This window comes from Rhodococcus sp. BL-253-APC-6A1W, from assembly GCF_012843405.1.
Classification (GTDB): Bacteria; Actinomycetota; Actinomycetes; order Mycobacteriales; family Mycobacteriaceae; genus Rhodococcus.
This window is the reverse complement of record NZ_JABAFB010000004.1, coordinates 299,491-314,029: the sequence shown is the minus strand read 5'-3', so window position 1 is coordinate 314,029 and position 14,539 is coordinate 299,491. Positions and strand designations below refer to the sequence as shown.

15 protein-coding genes are annotated in these 14,539 nt (G+C 67.5%); 6 read left to right on the top strand and 9 right to left on the bottom strand.

Annotated elements, in window-relative coordinates; translation table 11 throughout:
* Positions 1-258, top strand: coding sequence for an HPr family phosphocarrier protein (locus HF877_RS08110; protein ID WP_169620645.1), 258 nt, complete (start codon positions 1-3; stop codon positions 256-258).
* Here the strand turns inward: HF877_RS08110 and HF877_RS08105 are convergent.
* From HF877_RS08105 to HF877_RS08085, 5 genes are all read right to left on the bottom strand, one after another.
* Positions 239-1,285, bottom strand: coding sequence for a hypothetical protein (locus tag HF877_RS08105; RefSeq protein WP_169620644.1), 1,047 nt, complete (start codon positions 1,283-1,285; stop codon positions 239-241). The two genes, HF877_RS08110 and HF877_RS08105, sit on opposite strands and share 20 nt — an antisense overlap.
* Positions 1,285-2,751: a GTPase HflX gene (hflX, locus tag HF877_RS08100; protein ID WP_169620643.1), complete on the bottom strand. Its 1,467-nt coding sequence runs from the start codon at positions 2,749-2,751 to the stop codon at positions 1,285-1,287. Before hflX ends, HF877_RS08105 begins: the two co-directional genes overlap by 1 nt.
* A 73-nt stretch (positions 2,752-2,824) precedes the next feature.
* Positions 2,825-3,691 (bottom strand): diaminopimelate epimerase, encoded by an 867-nt coding sequence (dapF, locus tag HF877_RS08095; protein WP_169620642.1) that lies wholly within the window; start codon positions 3,689-3,691, stop codon positions 2,825-2,827.
* A 62-nt stretch (positions 3,692-3,753) separates the two neighbouring features.
* Positions 3,754-4,710: a tRNA (adenosine(37)-N6)-dimethylallyltransferase MiaA gene (gene miaA, locus HF877_RS08090; RefSeq protein ID WP_346765090.1), complete on the bottom strand. Its 957-nt coding sequence runs from the start codon at positions 4,708-4,710 to the stop codon at positions 3,754-3,756.
* A complete protein-coding gene (locus HF877_RS08085) occupies positions 4,698-5,411 on the bottom strand; it encodes a class III extradiol dioxygenase subunit B-like domain-containing protein (RefSeq protein ID WP_169620640.1) in 714 nt (237 codons plus the stop codon). Before HF877_RS08085 ends, miaA begins: the two co-directional genes overlap by 13 nt.
* 152 nt (positions 5,412-5,563) lie before the next feature.
* Here HF877_RS08085 and HF877_RS08080 point away from each other — a divergent pair, with 152 nt between their 5' ends.
* Positions 5,564-6,976 (top strand): DUF349 domain-containing protein, encoded by a 1,413-nt coding sequence (locus tag HF877_RS08080; RefSeq protein ID WP_169620639.1) that lies wholly within the window; start codon positions 5,564-5,566, stop codon positions 6,974-6,976.
* Between the two features lie 66 nt (positions 6,977-7,042).
* Here HF877_RS08080 and HF877_RS08075 read toward each other — a convergent pair whose 3' ends face one another.
* Entirely contained in the window at positions 7,043-7,588 is a 546-nt protein-coding gene (locus HF877_RS08075; protein ID WP_169620638.1) for a hypothetical protein, read from the bottom strand.
* On the bottom strand, positions 7,585-9,114 hold the full coding sequence (gene miaB / locus HF877_RS08070; protein WP_169620637.1) for a tRNA (N6-isopentenyl adenosine(37)-C2)-methylthiotransferase MiaB: 1,530 nt from the start codon (positions 9,112-9,114) through the stop codon (positions 7,585-7,587). The genes HF877_RS08075 and miaB overlap by 4 nt, the downstream gene beginning before the upstream one ends.
* A gap of 221 nt (positions 9,115-9,335) precedes the next feature.
* On the opposite strand from miaB, the gene gluA reads away from it, so the two are divergent.
* The 4 genes from gluA (at position 9,336) to HF877_RS08050 (ending at position 12,712) form a co-directional block, all read left to right on the top strand.
* Positions 9,336-10,064: a glutamate ABC transporter ATP-binding protein GluA gene (gluA, locus tag HF877_RS08065; RefSeq protein WP_169620728.1), complete on the top strand. Its 729-nt coding sequence runs from the start codon at positions 9,336-9,338 to the stop codon at positions 10,062-10,064.
* Between the two features lie 103 nt (positions 10,065-10,167).
* Positions 10,168-11,001, top strand: a complete 834-nt coding sequence (locus HF877_RS08060) for a glutamate ABC transporter substrate-binding protein (RefSeq protein WP_169620636.1) — start codon at positions 10,168-10,170, stop codon at positions 10,999-11,001.
* A 131-nt stretch (positions 11,002-11,132) separates the two neighbouring features.
* Positions 11,133-11,813 (top strand): amino acid ABC transporter permease, encoded by a 681-nt coding sequence (locus tag HF877_RS08055; RefSeq protein ID WP_169620635.1) that lies wholly within the window; start codon positions 11,133-11,135, stop codon positions 11,811-11,813.
* Positions 11,810-12,712, top strand: coding sequence for an amino acid ABC transporter permease (locus HF877_RS08050; protein ID WP_169620634.1), 903 nt, complete (start codon positions 11,810-11,812; stop codon positions 12,710-12,712). Before HF877_RS08055 ends, HF877_RS08050 begins: the two co-directional genes overlap by 4 nt.
* Positions 12,713-12,716: 4 nt before the next feature.
* On the opposite strand, the gene recX is transcribed toward HF877_RS08050, so the two are convergent.
* Positions 12,717-13,358: a recombination regulator RecX gene (recX, locus tag HF877_RS08045; RefSeq protein WP_169620633.1), complete on the bottom strand. Its 642-nt coding sequence runs from the start codon at positions 13,356-13,358 to the stop codon at positions 12,717-12,719.
* A 97-nt stretch (positions 13,359-13,455) separates the two neighbouring features.
* Positions 13,456-14,496 (bottom strand): recombinase RecA, encoded by a 1,041-nt coding sequence (gene recA / locus HF877_RS08040; protein WP_169620632.1) that lies wholly within the window; start codon positions 14,494-14,496, stop codon positions 13,456-13,458.
* Between the last annotated feature and the right edge of the window lie 43 nt (positions 14,497-14,539).

Sequence of the window (14,539 nt, the reverse complement as noted above, 5' to 3'; positions counted from 1 at the left end):
ATGCCCAGCACCACCGTCGCCGTCGGCTCGTCCATCGGCCTGCACGCCCGTCCCGCCGGAATCATCTCCGAGGCCGTGGTCGCCTCGGGTGTTCCCGTGACGCTCTCCGTGGCCGGAGGCGAGCCGGTGGATGCCGGTTCGGCTCTGATGATCATGACGCTCGGCGCCTCTCAGGGCACCGAGGTGACTGTCACGTGCGACGACGACGCCGTTCTCGACCAGGTGGCGAAACTGGTGGCTACCGACCTCGACGCCTGATCGTCACCACCGCTGCGAGCGCGAGCACGACCACCGCCGCAACCACGGCGCCCACCACGGGCAATACTGCGGTCGACGACTCTTCGTCGCCGGCGTCCTCGGGACTGTCGGCGACGAAGAGGTCTGTGACCCCGCGCACGATCCGGACAGGGGGCTGTTCCCCGGTGTCGGAGTTCACCTCCGACGCCGTCAGCAGATCACCGTCCGCGGTGAACGCTACCGCCTCGCCCTGTGGTTCTCCGGGGACGGCGATCCGCAGGTCCGGGCCGGACAACAGCGCCGCGACGATGTCGCGGTCCGGGGCGTGGAAGAGGTACACGTCGGTGTAGGTCCGTACCGCCGCGACCGTCCCGTCCTCGCTGACGGCTCCCCCGGTGATCATCGACGAGGACGCTCCCGGGACCGGTCCGCCCGGGGTCTCGGTAGGGCCGAGAGCGAGAGTGCCGACCCGCTCGAGATCTGTGGGTCCGGGCGACTCGAGTTCGGTCACGGTGCGGGCGCCGGCCGGCCGGTAGATCCCGCTCGGCCCGAACAACGACTTGGTGACGACGACAGGCTCGCCGTCGGCCGACACGAGAAGAGTTTCCGCGTCCTGGGGACCGTCCGGGTAGCGGAGGCGATACAGGTCGCCTGCGCCGGACTCGGGATCGAGCGAGACGAGCGCCACGGTCTGCCGGTTACGGGAGTTGTCGCCGAGATCCGCGAGCCACAACCGGCCGTCGGACCCGGCTGCCATGTCCTCGACGTCGTACGGATCGACGGGATCCGGAAACCGTTGCACCACAGCGCACTCGGAATCGAGTTCGACGATTCTCTCGTCGGGGCCCGCGTCGGGCGTCGCGAACACCCGTCCGCCGAGCACCGCCAGACCCGACAGTTCGGCGAGTGCGGGATCGCTCGGGGTGCAGAGCACCTCGGGTACCACCCCGGCCGGCGGGACCTGTCCGTCGTCTGCACCCGCCGGCGCCGCGAGCACGACGGCAAGCAGGAGCGGGACCCCCGCAGCCGAGCTGCGCACACCGCGCATCAGGCGGCGTATTCGCCCAATGCCGAGGCGAGCGCCATCGGAACCCTGGCATGCACTCGCGTGCCGTCGGCTTCGTGTGCCGAGTCCAGGATCTGCCCGTCGGAGTGGATGCGGGCGAGCAGGTCTCCGCGCGTGTAGGGAACGAGCACCTTCACCTCCACGTCGGGGTCCTCGAGGACGCCGGCGAGGCGCGTGCGCAACTCGTCCATGCCCTCGCCCGTGCGAGCCGAGATGAACACCGCATCGGTGAGCAGGCCCCGGAGCTGGGTCAACGTCACCGGATCGGCGGCATCGACCTTGTTCACCACGATCAGTTCCGGCGGCGGCGGTGTGTCGCTCTCGCGCAACACCTCCGTGACGACCTCGCGCACCGCCTTGATCTGCTCGGTGGGCATCGGATCGGAACCGTCGACGACGTGCAGCAGCAGATCGGCGTCGGCGACCTCCTCGAGCGTCGACCGGAATGCCTCGACCAGCTGGGTCGGGAGGTGCCGGACGAACCCGACCGTGTCGGTCAGGACGAACTCGCGGCCGTCGGGCAGGGCTGCCCGGCGGGTCGTCGGATCGAGTGTCGCGAAGAGAGCGTTCTGCACCAGCACACCCGAGCCGGTCAGCGCGTTGAGCAGGCTGGACTTGCCGGCGTTGGTGTAACCGATGATCGCCACCGACGGAATCCGGTTGCGCAGCCGCCTGGTCCGTTTGGTGTCGCGCGCTGCCTTCATACCCTTGATCTCGCGGCGCAGCTTCGCCATCCGTTCGCGGATACGCCGACGGTCCGTTTCGATCTTGGTCTCGCCCGGACCGCGAAGACCGACGCCGCCGTTGCTGCCGGCACGACCGCCCGCCTGGCGCGACATCGACTCACCCCAGCCACGCAGGCGGGGCAGCATGTACTCCATCTGTGCGAGGGAGACCTGTGCCTTACCTTCGCGCGACGTCGCGTGCTGCGCGAAGATGTCGAGGATCAACGCCGTCCGGTCGATGACCTTGACCTTGACCACCTTCTCCAGCGCTGTCAGCTGCGCAGGGGTGAGCTCACCGTCGCAGATGACGGTGTCGGCGCCGGTGGCAAGGACGATCTGACGGAGTTCCTCCGCCTTGCCGGAGCCGATGTAGGTCGCGGCGTCGGGTTTGTCGCGACGCTGAATCAGTCCGTCGAGGACCTCCGAGCCGGCAGTCTCCGCGAGCGCGGCGAGCTCGGCGAGGCTCGCGTCGGCCTGCGCGGACGTACCGCCGGTCCAGACACCCACGAGCACGACCCGCTCCAGCCTCAGCTGGCGGTACTCGACCTCGGTGACATCTTCGAGTTCGGTGGACAGCCCGGAGACGCGCCGAAGGGCGGCGCGATCGTCGAGTTGCATCTCGCCGACGGACGGATCGTCGACGGTCCAGTCTCCGTGTGCGGTGTTCGCAACGTCGGGACTGTCTTCTGTGGTGGCACGGTGGGTGTGCGATGTGTTTGTCATACGCCTCCATGTTCCCATGAAGCCCGAATCGATGCATTCGAGTTTCTGCCGCCCCCACCGGGGAGAGGCCAGGTCACCGGAGGGACGCCCACCAGTCGCCTGCAAGCTCCCCCGTCGCGACGAGGACCGAGGGACCCCGCAGCCACGCACGGCCCTGCTCGATACGCACCTCCACGGAACCGCCGGGCACACGCACCTGGACCACGCCTTCCTCGCTGCCGTCGTAGTTCAGCGCGGCAGCCGCGGCAGCCACGGTTCCGGTTCCGCAGGAGCGGGTCTCCCCCACACCGCGCTCGTGCACTCGCATGTGCACCGCCCCGGAGAGGATCGGCGTCAGAAACTCGATGTTGACCCCCTGCGGGAAGAACCCCGGGTCGAAGCCGGGCGCAGTCAGATCGAGCGCCGCGAGACTCGACTCGGTCAGAGTGGGATCGACGCACGCCAGGTGCGGGTTCCCGACGTCGATGCCGATTCCGCTGTAGAAGCGGCCGTCGAGCGTTGCGGTGGAAGTGCCGAGGTGCCGGACGAGTCCCATGTCCACGGTGACATCGCCGAAGACGGGCCCGGACGCATGCACCTGAACCGGCTTTCCGCCGGCGCGGCTGCCGACCACGAAGTCCCGGCCGGTCTCGAGACCGTGGGCGGTGAGGTAGTGCGCGAAGACCCGGACCCCGTTGCCACACATCTCGGCGATCGACCCGTCCGCATTCCTGTAGTCCATGAACCAGTCGTCGGCGCCGGTGCCTTCGGGGAGTTCGGGTAGCACCCCGGCGGACACGAGGGCTCCGGTGCGCGCGACACGGAGAACACCGTCGGCGCCGAGCCCGCGGCGGCGGTCGCACAGCGCCGCGATCCGTTCGGGTGCAAGATCCAACCGCGCGTCGGGATCGGGGAGGATCACGAAGTCGTTCTCGGTGCCGTGCCCTTTGCTGAACTCCATGCCGGTCACCTTATCGAGGACAGGCGGTCAACGAAGGTCCGGCGTCATCCGAGAGCTCGGCGTCACACCGGTCTCGGCGTCACACCGGTCTCGGCGTCCCGCACGGCACGCAGCGCGGACTCGGTGAGCTTCGGATCGCTGCCGTCGAGCCAGTGGATGCGCGGATCACGCCGGAACCACGAGCGCTGGCGCCGGACGTAACGGCGGGTCCCGATGAACGTACGTTCGCGAGCATGGGCGAGGTCGTACCCACCGTCGAGATACTCGAGAACCTGGGCGTACCCGATGGCGCGGCGGGCGGTGACGCCGTCGCGCAATCCGTTCTCGGCCAGCGTCCGGACCTCGTCCACGAGCCCGAGGTCGAACATGGTGTCGGTGCGGCGGGCTATGCGGTCGTCCAGTTCCTCGGTCTCGCGGTCGACGCCGAGGATCACGGTGTCCCAGCGGGGATCACCGATCGTCGGCTGGGATGCGGCGAACGGCATGCCGGTGAGTTCGACGACCTCGAGTGCACGCACCATCCGCCTGCCGTCGGTCGGAAGGATCGTCTCGGCCGCGACGGGGTCGGCGTGGCGTAACGCCTCGTGCACAGCTGCGGGCCCGCCTTCCTCGAGCACCGCCTCCCATTTGGCCCGGACCTGCGGGTCCGTCGCGGGGAACTGCCACTCGTCGAGCAGCGCCTGGACGTACATCATCGAGCCGCCCACGATGACGGGGACGCGTCCCCGGGCGAGTACGGCTTCGATATCCGCTGTCGCGGCAACCTGATAACGCGCGACCGTCGCCGTTTCGGAGACGTCGAGAACGTCGAGCTGATGATGCGGAATCCCACGCCGTTCCTCGACGGGAAGTTTGGCAGTTCCGATGTCCATGCCGCGGTACTGCTGCATCGCGTCGATGTTGACGATTTCGCCGCCCAGTGAGTCCGCGAGATCGAGGCCGAGGTCGGACTTGCCGGTTGCGGTGGGACCGACGACAGCGACCGGTCGCAGGACCGTCCCGCCGGTCACGGGCGCCACAGCCCCGTGTAGTAGCCCACGCCGTACGGCGCCTCGGCATAGGTGACCACCGCAGAGGCGGGCGCCCGAGTGAACGCCGCGGCGAACACCTGCCATGCCGCGCGGCCGGCCAGCCGGACCTCGGCGCACAGGGCCGGGTCGAGCGCCGCCAGACCGTCGGGGTCGCCCGAGGCCAACGCCGTCGCAAGCTCCGAGTCGACGTTCCCGGATCGGGGGTCGAACGCTCCCGGCGCCTTGTCCGTCAGGGTCGCGGGACCGTCCGCGACCACCAGCAGCGCACGTGGGACGGAGTCGGCGTCGAGCCGTTCGCGCACCAGGCGGCCGAGCTTCGCGCACGTCGCGGGGTCGGCGTCTTCGGCCAGGATGTGCACGTCGACGAGGGTTTCCGGAGCCACGCGGTCTCGAAGCCATCCGGCGACGAGAGCAGCGAGCGGGAGATCGGGATCGGGCTCGCCACGCGCGCCCGGTCCCAGCGCGACGGGAACATCCGCCCCGTACCCGCGGAAGGTGCCGCGTGCCGTCGGGGGGACCTCGACAGCAACATCTCCTGTGCCGACGACGAGCCACTCGGGGACCGCAGCGAGTTCGCGGGCGACGTCGAGCACCGCCCGGCGAAGGGCATCGGTTTCGGCCACGGCGAGACCGTTGAGCTCCGGTACGAGCAGCGGTGGGGAGGGCACGAAGGCCCCGGCGATCAACACACCGGCAACGGTAGTCGACCGGACCCGGCGCCCTGCGCCGCCACGACCTGTTTCAATAGGGGGCGGATGTGTGGTCACGGACTCCCGCGACCCGACCTGCGGTAGAACGATGCGACCAGGCAGCCGTGCCGCGCGGCAGAGATGAGGTACTGATGAGTGACCCGAATGCACCGGAACCCGCAGTGGAGCGGACGCCCGGCGATGCACCCCGGCCCGGACCGCCCAAGCCGGGTGCCCCGCGTCCCGGCCCGGTGAAGGCCGCGACCGCCGGCGTCCAGAGCACCGGCTCGCACCCCAAGCCGCACCCCGTCACCTCCCAGAGCCATCCACACATGCCCTCGGTGCCGGCCGGCGATCCCAGCAAGTTCGGCCGGGTCGACGAAGACGGCACCGCGTGGGTCGTCACCGCCGAGGGGGAACGCTGCATCGGTTCGTGGCAAGCCGGTGACGCGGCAGAAGGCCTCGCCCACTTCGGGCGCCGATACGACGATCTCGCCACCGAGGTAGCAATCCTCGAGACGCGGCTCGCCTCCGGCACCGGTGACATCAAGAAGACACGCGCCGCGGCGGAAGCCCTCGCCGAATCCCTCCCGACGGCCGCGGTGATCGGAGACCTCGACGCGCTCTCCGCGCGGCTCGCCGACATCATCACCGCGTCGGAGCAGGCTGCCGTCGCCGCCAAGCACGAGAAGGAACAACAGCGCGCCGAGAGCACCGCACGGAAAGAAGCGCTCGCAGCGGAAGCCGAGACGATCGGTGCCGAGTCGACGCAGTGGAAAGCGGCGGGCGATCGGCTCCGCGAGATCCTCGACGAGTGGAAGTCCATCCGCGGAGTCGACCGGAAGGCCGACGACGTCTTGTGGCGCCGGTACTCGAAGGCCCGCGAAGCGTTCAACCGTCGTCGCGGTGCGCACTTCGCCGAACTGGACCGTGAGCGGGCAACCGCCAAGAGCCGCAAGGAAGAGCTGGTCGCGCGGGCCGAGTCGCTGCGGGACTCGACCGACTGGGGCGCTACCGCAGCCACCTTCCGCGACCTGCTCGCCGAGTGGAAGGCCGCCGGCCGGGCGCCGCGCGAAGCGGACGATCAGCTGTGGAAGCGTTTCAAGGCCGCGCAGGACGTGTTCTTCGCGGCGCGCAACAGCGCGAACGCCGAGCGCGAGGCCGAGTTCGAGGAGAACGCGCGCGCGAAGGAAGCCTTGCTCGAGAAGGCCGCGACGATCGACCCGTCCACGGACGTGGAGGCCGCGCGGGCGCAACTGCGGGAACTGCAGGACAAGTGGGAGGCGATCGGCAAGGTGCCGCGCGAGCGCACCCACGACCTCGAAGGCCGCCTGCGCGCCATCGAGAAGCGCGTCCGCGACGCCTCCGAGTCGGAGTGGCGCCGCACCGACCCCGAAGCTCTCGCCCGTGCCGCGCAGTTCCGTGAGCGGGTGCGTCAGTTCGAGGACCAGGCCGCCAAGGCGACGGCGAACGGCCGCGAGAAGGAAGCGGAGCAGGCCTTGGCGCAGGCTTCGCAGTGGCGTGAATGGGCCGAAGCCGCAGAAGGCGCCGTCGGCGAACTGTGACGGACATACGACGGTGCCCCTCCCGGAATCGGGAGGGGCACCGTCGTATGTAGCGCCGGGGGATCTCTACGTATCGCGGAACAGCCGCGGGCGGTCGTTTTCGGCGACGACGCGACGCAGGTCGCTCTCTGCTTCGAGTTGTGCGGACGTCCGCGCCCACACCACGCGTGCCCAGTGGAAGACGATCACCATCATCGCGAACCAGCCCAGGACGACTCCGAAGCCCGGGCCGCTCGCCACCGACTCGACGGGCAGCGTCTGACGTGTCCAGATGGAGAGCATCCCGAACACGAGTGTGACCGACGAACCTGCCAGCGTCACCCAGGCCAGCACCCATTTGCGGGTGAGCAGCGCCAGGATCGAGCCGAGTCCGCCGAAGATCAGGGCGAACCACACGAACAGCCGGGACGGGAGGGCGATCTCCTGCGTCACGGCGTCGGGGGCGAAGGCCAGCACCTCCCAGCCGTTCGCCGAACCCGCGTGCGGCAGAGCGAACGAGCCGAGCAGCACGAGCACTGCGATCGCCACGACCATCGCACGCGCACCGGGATCGATCTCTTTGGCGGCGTTCCGTTCGGCGGCCTCGAGGCCGGCACGGATCTCCTCGGTCATGCGTTACATCCCATCTGGGTCGGGAGGTCGGCAGGAGCACCGATCGTGGGCAGGCCCAGACCCACGCCGATCGGCGGAGTCTTGGGGAGTTTGCCCTGCTCGAAATGGTCTCCGGCGCGGGTACGGCGGTGGGTGAGTATCGGGTTGTCGGCGATGAGGTGGTGCGGCGCCGCCCCGGTGACGACGACTGTGATCACGTCGCCGGGACGAACAGCGGTGTCGATGTTGCCTTCGGGACGGAAGTGCACGAGGCGCCCGTCGCGTGCGCGCCCGCTCATGCGCGCGGTCTCGGCGTTCTTGCGCCCTTCCCCGGCGGCGACGAGCAGTTCCACCTCGGTACCCACGAGTTCGCGGTTCGCCTCGAGGGTAATGCGCTCCTGGAGTGCGATGAGCCGCTCGTAGCGTTCCTGGACGACTGCCTTGGGAACCTGGCCGTCCATCTCGGCTGCCGGGGTGCCGGGGCGCTTCGAGTACTGGAAGGTGAACGCACTGGTGAAACGGGCCTGTTCGACGACGTCGAGAGTGTCCTGGAAATCTTCCTCGGTCTCGCCGGGGAAGCCCACGATGATGTCGGTGGTGATCGCGGCGTGCGGCATCGCGGCGCGCACCCTGTCGATGATGCCGAGGAACCGGTCCTTGCGGTAGGACCGGCGCATCGCGCGCAGGATCCGGTCGCTGCCGGACTGCAGCGGCATGTGGAGCTGCGGGCAGACATTCGGTGTGTGCGCCATCGCTTCGATGACGTCGTCGGTGAACTCCGCCGGATGGGGTGAGGTGAACCGCACACGCTCGAGGCCCTCGATGTCACCGCACGCACGCAGAAGTGAGGCGAAGGCGCCGCGGTCGCGGGGCTGTTCGGGATCGGCGAAGGACCGGCCGTACGAGTTGACGTTCTGCCCGAGCAGCGTCACTTCGAGGACACCTTCGTCGACGAGGGCTTTGACCTCGGCGAGTATGTCGCCCGGACGCCGGTCGACTTCCTTGCCCCGCAGCGACGGCACGATGCAGAACGTGCAGGTGTTGTTGCATCCGACCGAGATGGACACCCATCCCGCGTACGGCGACTCCCGCTTGGCGGGAAGCGTGGAGGGGAAAGCCTCGAGGGAATCGAGAATTTCGACTTCCGCGCGGCGATTGTGACGCGCCCGCTCGAGCAGCGCCGGCAGGTTCCCGATGTTGTGGGTGCCGAAGACCACGTCGACCCACGGGGCCTTCTGGACGACGAGACTGCGGTCCTTCTGCGCGAGACAGCCTCCGACCGCGATCTGCATGTCGGGGTTCTCGTCCTTGACCGGCCGCAGATGACTGAGGTTGCCGTAGAGCTTGTTGTCTGCGTTCTCGCGGACTGCGCACGTGTTGAAAACAACGAGGTCAGGGGACGTTCCCGGGGAAGCACGATGAAAACCGGCGTCCTCGAGCAATCCGGACAGTCGCTCGGAATCGTGCACGTTCATCTGGCAGCCGTATGTGCGGACTTCGTAGGTCCGGGCAGCGGCGCGGGAGACATTCTCGTCGATCAGTGACACGTCTCAGGGTAGCTCACGCGGACGAGGGGTCTTCCCGCCGGTGACGCCGGGCGACCGACGAACCGGTCTGTTCCGGTGGCGGCCGTAAATTTTCCGTGACAGCATTCACTCCACGGCCCGAAATGCGAGGAATCGGCGCAAGGACCGCATAAGGTCTCCCCATGACATCACCGGCAGCCGGGACGGAGAAGCCGTCCGACAACTCGGACAGCACCACCTCGATGATCTCCCTCTCCCGAGTCGACAAGCACTTCGGCGACCTTCACGTGCTGCAGGACATCAACGTCGAAATCCCTCGTGGGCAGGTCGTGATCGTGGTCGGTCCCTCGGGATCGGGAAAATCCACACTGTGCCGCACCATCAACCGGCTCGAACCGATCGACTCGGGAGAGATCCGGGTCGACGGCACGCTGCTTCCCGCCGAGGGCAAGGCTCTCGCGAAGCTCCGTTCCGACGTCGGCATGGTGTTCCAGTCCTTCAACCTCTTCGCCCACAAGACGATCCTCGAGAACGTGACGCTCGGGCCCGTGAAGGTGCGGAAGATGAAGAAGGACGACGCACGCGAGACCGGCATGCGGCTCCTCGAACGCGTGGGCATCGCCAACCAGGCCGACAAGTACCCCGCGCAGCTTTCGGGTGGCCAGCAGCAGCGCGTCGCCATCGCGCGGGCGCTTGCCATGAACCCGAAGGTGATGCTGTTCGACGAGCCCACGTCGGCGCTCGATCCCGAAATGGTTCAGGAAGTCCTCGACGTCATGACCTCGCTGGCGAAGGAGGGCATGACGATGGTCGTCGTGACCCACGAGATGGGCTTCGCCCGCAAGGCCGGCGACCGGGTGCTGTTCATGGCGGACGGCCGGATCGTCGAAGACACCGACCCGGACAGCTTCTTCACCTCGCCCAGTTCCGATCGCGCCAAGGACTTCCTCGGCAAGATCCTCAGCCACTGAGCCGACCTCGTGGGCGACTGCCCCGTGAGGTCCCTGCAAGCGCCGGTGCGGAGATGTCCGCGCCGTTTCCACCCGCACGACACCCGCAAACCGGAGGTACTCGATGAAACTGTCCCGCTCGATCCGCCTGGGCATCGGCATGATTGCCCTTGCCGTCACCGCGACGGCCTGCGGCGGCGACGAGACGCGCAGCGTGTCGGATTCTGCCGAGAACGGCAACCTGACCGTCGGCATCAAGTTCGATCAGCCCGGGCTCGGCCTGCGCAACCCCGACGGAACCTTCACCGGGTTCGACGTCGAGGTTGCGAAGTACATCGCCGGCCAGCTCGGCGTCTCGGAAGAGAACATCGAGTTCAAGGAAGCCCCGTCGGCACAGCGCGAGACGCTCATCCAGAACGGTGAGGTCGACTACGTCGTCGCGACCTACTCGATCACCGATTCCCGCAAGGAGAAGGTCGACTTCGCCGGCCCGTACTTCGTCGCCGGCCAGTCGCTGCTGGTGCGCTCGGACAACACCGACATCACCGGCCCCGATTCGCTCAACGGTGGCAAGCGTCTCTGCTCGGTCGCAGGTTCGACCCCGGCGCAGAAGGTCAAGGACACCTACGCGCAGGACGTCCAGTTGCAGGAATTCGACACCTACTCGGCATGCGTCGAGGCGCTGCGGAACGGGGCCGTCGATGCGGTGACCACCGACGACATCATCCTCGCCGGCTACGCAGCACAGAGCCCCGGCGAGTTCAAGGTCGTCGGTGAGCCGTTCACCGAGGAGCGTTACGGCATCGGCGTCGCCCTCGGCGACGACGAGTCGCGCACCGCGATCAACGACGCGATCGAAGAGATGATCTCCAGCGGAGCATGGGAATCTGCGTTCCAGGAGACGGTCGGCGCGTCGGGCTACCCGCTCCCCGAAGCACCGTCGGTCGACAAGTACTGAGTAGAACCCGGCACCGGTCGATCCGGTTCCGGAAGTCCCCGCCGAAGTAGCGCCCGGCCGGTTCGTCGACGACGTCGCGAACCGGCCGGACCGCTCCGGCAACCGCCCTCCCCTCGATCCGGAGTAGACCTGTGGATCTGTTGAGCAAGTACGGAAGCCAGCTGCTCGATGCGTTCTGGACCACCATCCAGCTGACGGTCGTGTCGGCGATCGGCGCGCTGGTCCTCGGAACGATCCTCGCGGGCATGCGGGTTTCCCCCATCCCCGTCGCGAGGGCCATCGGCACCGCCTACGTGACCATCTTCCGTAACACGCCACTGACGCTGATCATCATTTTCTGCCTGTTCGGGTTGTCCCAGACACTCGGAGTGAAACTCGCCTCGGAGTCCTCCCCGACGTTCCTCGTCGACAACAACTTTCGCCTCGCGGTGCTCGGTCTGACCGTGTACACCGCCGCGTTCGTGTGCGAGTCCCTGCGCTCGGGCATCAACACCGTGTCGCTCGGGCAGTCCGAGGCCGGGCGCTCACTGGGCCTGACCTTCGGGCAGAACCTTCGGCTCATCGTGCTGCCGCAGGCATTTCGTGCGGTGATCGCGCCGCTCGGTTCGGTGCTGATCGCCTTGACGAAGAACTCGACCATCGCCTCGGTGATCGGCGTCTCCGAAGCGTCGCTGCTGATGAAGACGATGATCGAGAACGAAGCCGCGATCTTTGCGATCGGTGGCATCTTCGCCCTCGGGTTCGTGATCCTGACCCTCCCGACCGGCCTTCTCTTCGGCTGGCTCAGCAAGCGATTCGAGGTAGCACGATGAGTGCCAGCGGAAGCGTTCTCTACGACGTACCCGGCCCCCGCGCGAAGGCGATCTACCGGATCCTGTCGGTGGTGGTGGTCGCGCTACTGCTGCTCGCCGCGTGGTTCATCTACCGAGCACTCGACTCGCAGGGTCAGCTGACCGCGGCGAAGTGGGAGCCGTTCCTCGAATCGACCAGCTGGACAACGTATCTCCTCCCCGGCATCCGGGGAACACTCATCGCGGCGGCCGTCTCGATCGTTCTGGCGCTGATTCTCGGTGCTGTGCTGGGCATCGCACGCATGTCGGATCATCGCCCGGTACGTATCGTCGCCGGCACCATCGTGGAACTGTTCAGGGCCGTTCCCGTCCTGATCCTCATGATCTTCGCCTACCAGGTGTTCGCCGAGTACCGCGTGTTCAAGTCGGATTATCTGGCACTCGCTGCGGTGATCACCGGCCTGACGCTCTACAACGGATCGGTGATCGCCGAGATCGTGCGAGCCGGCATCAACTCGCTTCCCCGCGGCCAGACCGAGGCCGCATCGGCGATCGGCATGCGGAAGAACCAGGTCATGCGGCTCATCCTGCTGCCGCAGGCGGTCACAGTGATGTTGCCGGCGATCGTGTCGCAGATGGTGATCGCGCTGAAGGACTCCGCGCTCGGCTACCTCATCGGATACGTCGAAGTAGTGCGTTCCGGACAGCAACTCGGCGCCTTCTTCTCCAACTACCTGCCGTCGCTGCTCGTGGTGGCCGCCATCATGATCGTGCTCAACAGTGCTCTGACCCAGTTCGCGACGCGACTCGAGAAGCGTTTGCGTTCCGGACGCGGGAAGAAGGGCGCAGTGCCTGCGGAAAGTCCTCAGACGATCCCTGTGCTGGCCGTCCCGGGCATGGACATCACCGACAAGCGGTGACCTGTCAGTCGGCGGGCAGGTCGCCGGTGTCGGCACCGAGGGCCGCGAGTTCCTGCCGCACCACGTCGAAGGCCATGCCCTGCGCGTAGCCGCGTCGTGCCAGCATTCCCACCAGCCGCCGCACCACCTTGTCTCGCTCGAGCGCACGTTCGCGCCGGTCGCCCTCGGTGGACAGCGGCGGCTGGGTGCGAAGCTTCTTCCGGACCAGTTCGACGGCGCGCTCTCGTTCGTCGTCGCTGTCGATCCGGTCGAGGGCCGCTTCGGCGTCGTCGGCGTCGATGCCCTTGCGCCGCAACTCGAGCGCGATCGCACGTTTTCCTCTGCCGGAGTACAGGTGACGTGACCGCGCCCATTGCTGGGCGAAGTCCGCGTCGTCGATCAGTCCCACCTCGGTGAGACGGTCGAGGGTGCGTTCGGCGACTTCCGCTGTGAAGCCTTTCTGCTCGAGCTTCGCGGCAAGTTCGGCGCGGCTGCGGGCGCGATCGGTGAGCAAGCGAAGGCACACGTCTTTCGCCTGTGCTTCGGTTCCTCCGCCGGGCTCCTTGCCGGTGCCCCGGTCGGTGCGGGAACTGCGGTCGGGCCCGGAGCTTCGCTCGGATCTGCGTCGGCTACTCCCCCGAGTGCCCCCTCGGCTGCTGTCGTCCATGCTGCGGACACTAGAGGAGGACACCGACGGGATACGGCGAAGGGACCGACCACACCGGTCGGCCCCTTCCTCACGAACCTCGTGGAAGTCTCGAACTCTAGAAGTCTGCGGGCTCTTCGGCCTCGCCGGCGGTGACGACCGCCCCGATGCCGAGCTTCTCCTTGATCTTCTTTTCGATCTCGTCACGCACGTCGGTGTTCTCGAGCATGAACTTGCGGGCGTTCTCCTTGCCCTGTCCGAGCTGATCGCCCTCGTAGGTGTACCAGGAACCCGACTTCCGGATGAAGCCGTGCTCGACACCCATGTCGATCAGCGAACCTTCCTTGCTGATGCCGTGTCCGTACAGGATGTCGAACTCTGCCTGCTTGAAAGGAGGCGACACCTTGTTCTTGACGACCTTGACGCGGGTGCGGTTGCCCACCGCGTCGCCGCCGTCCTTGAGCGTCTCGATCCGTCGCACATCGAGACGCACGGAGGCGTAGAACTTCAGCGCCTTGCCACCGGTGGTGGTCTCGGGGCTGCCGAACATCACGCCGATCTTCTCGCGCAACTGGTTGATGAAGATCGCGGTGGTGCCGGAGTTGCTGAGCGCGCCGGTCATCTTGCGCAGTGCCTGGCTCATGAGCCGGGCCTGCAGGCCGACGTGGCTGTCGCCCATCTCGCCTTCGATCTCGGCTCGGGGCACGAGAGCCGCCACCGAGTCGATCACGATGATGTCGAGGGCACCGGAACGGATGAGCATGTCTGCGATCTCGAGAGCCTGCTCACCGGTGTCGGGCTGGGAGACCAGCAGCGCGTCGGTGTCGACTCCGAGGTTGCGGGCATATTCGGGGTCGAGCGCGTGCTCGGCGTCGATGAAGGCGGCGAGACCGCCGTTCGCCTGTGCGTTTGCCACCGCATGCAGTGCCACCGTCGTCTTACCGGAGGATTCCGGCCCGTAGATCTCGACGACGCGGCCACGCGGGAGACCACCGATTCCGAGCGCGACGTCGAGAGCGATCGACCCCGTCGGGATCACTGCGATGGGCTGGTGGGCTTCCTCCCCCAGTCGCATCACCGAGCCCTTGCCGAAGTTCTTGTCGATCTGCGCGAGGGCGAGCTCGAGCGCCTTTTCGCGATCGTGAGTCTGTGCTGCCATGTTGGTCCCCTTCATCGAATCTCGTCCTGCTTGTCGACGACGT

What these genes read in the sequence shown, in the direction of transcription:
- HF877_RS08110 (WP_169620645.1), top strand. Translation starts at nt 1, where the DNA reads ATGCCCAGCACCACCGTCGCCGTCGGCTCGTCCATCGGCCTGCACGCC.
- HF877_RS08105 (WP_169620644.1), bottom strand. Translation starts at nt 1,285, where the DNA reads ATGCGCGGTGTGCGCAGCTCGGCTGCGGGGGTCCCGCTCCTGCTTGCC.
- hflX (WP_169620643.1), bottom strand. Translation starts at nt 2,751, where the DNA reads ATGACAAACACATCGCACACCCACCGTGCCACCACAGAAGACAGTCCC.
- dapF (WP_169620642.1), bottom strand. Translation starts at nt 3,691, where the DNA reads ATGGAGTTCAGCAAAGGGCACGGCACCGAGAACGACTTCGTGATCCTC.
- HF877_RS08080 (WP_169620639.1), top strand. Translation starts at nt 5,564, where the DNA reads ATGAGTGACCCGAATGCACCGGAACCCGCAGTGGAGCGGACGCCCGGC.
- HF877_RS08075 (WP_169620638.1), bottom strand. Translation starts at nt 7,588, where the DNA reads ATGACCGAGGAGATCCGTGCCGGCCTCGAGGCCGCCGAACGGAACGCC.
- gluA (WP_169620728.1), top strand. Translation starts at nt 9,336, where the DNA reads ATGATCTCCCTCTCCCGAGTCGACAAGCACTTCGGCGACCTTCACGTG.
- HF877_RS08060 (WP_169620636.1), top strand. Translation starts at nt 10,168, where the DNA reads ATGAAACTGTCCCGCTCGATCCGCCTGGGCATCGGCATGATTGCCCTT.
- HF877_RS08050 (WP_169620634.1), top strand. Translation starts at nt 11,810, where the DNA reads ATGAGTGCCAGCGGAAGCGTTCTCTACGACGTACCCGGCCCCCGCGCG.
- recX (WP_169620633.1), bottom strand. Translation starts at nt 13,358, where the DNA reads ATGGACGACAGCAGCCGAGGGGGCACTCGGGGGAGTAGCCGACGCAGA.
- recA (WP_169620632.1), bottom strand. Translation starts at nt 14,496, where the DNA reads ATGGCAGCACAGACTCACGATCGCGAAAAGGCGCTCGAGCTCGCCCTC.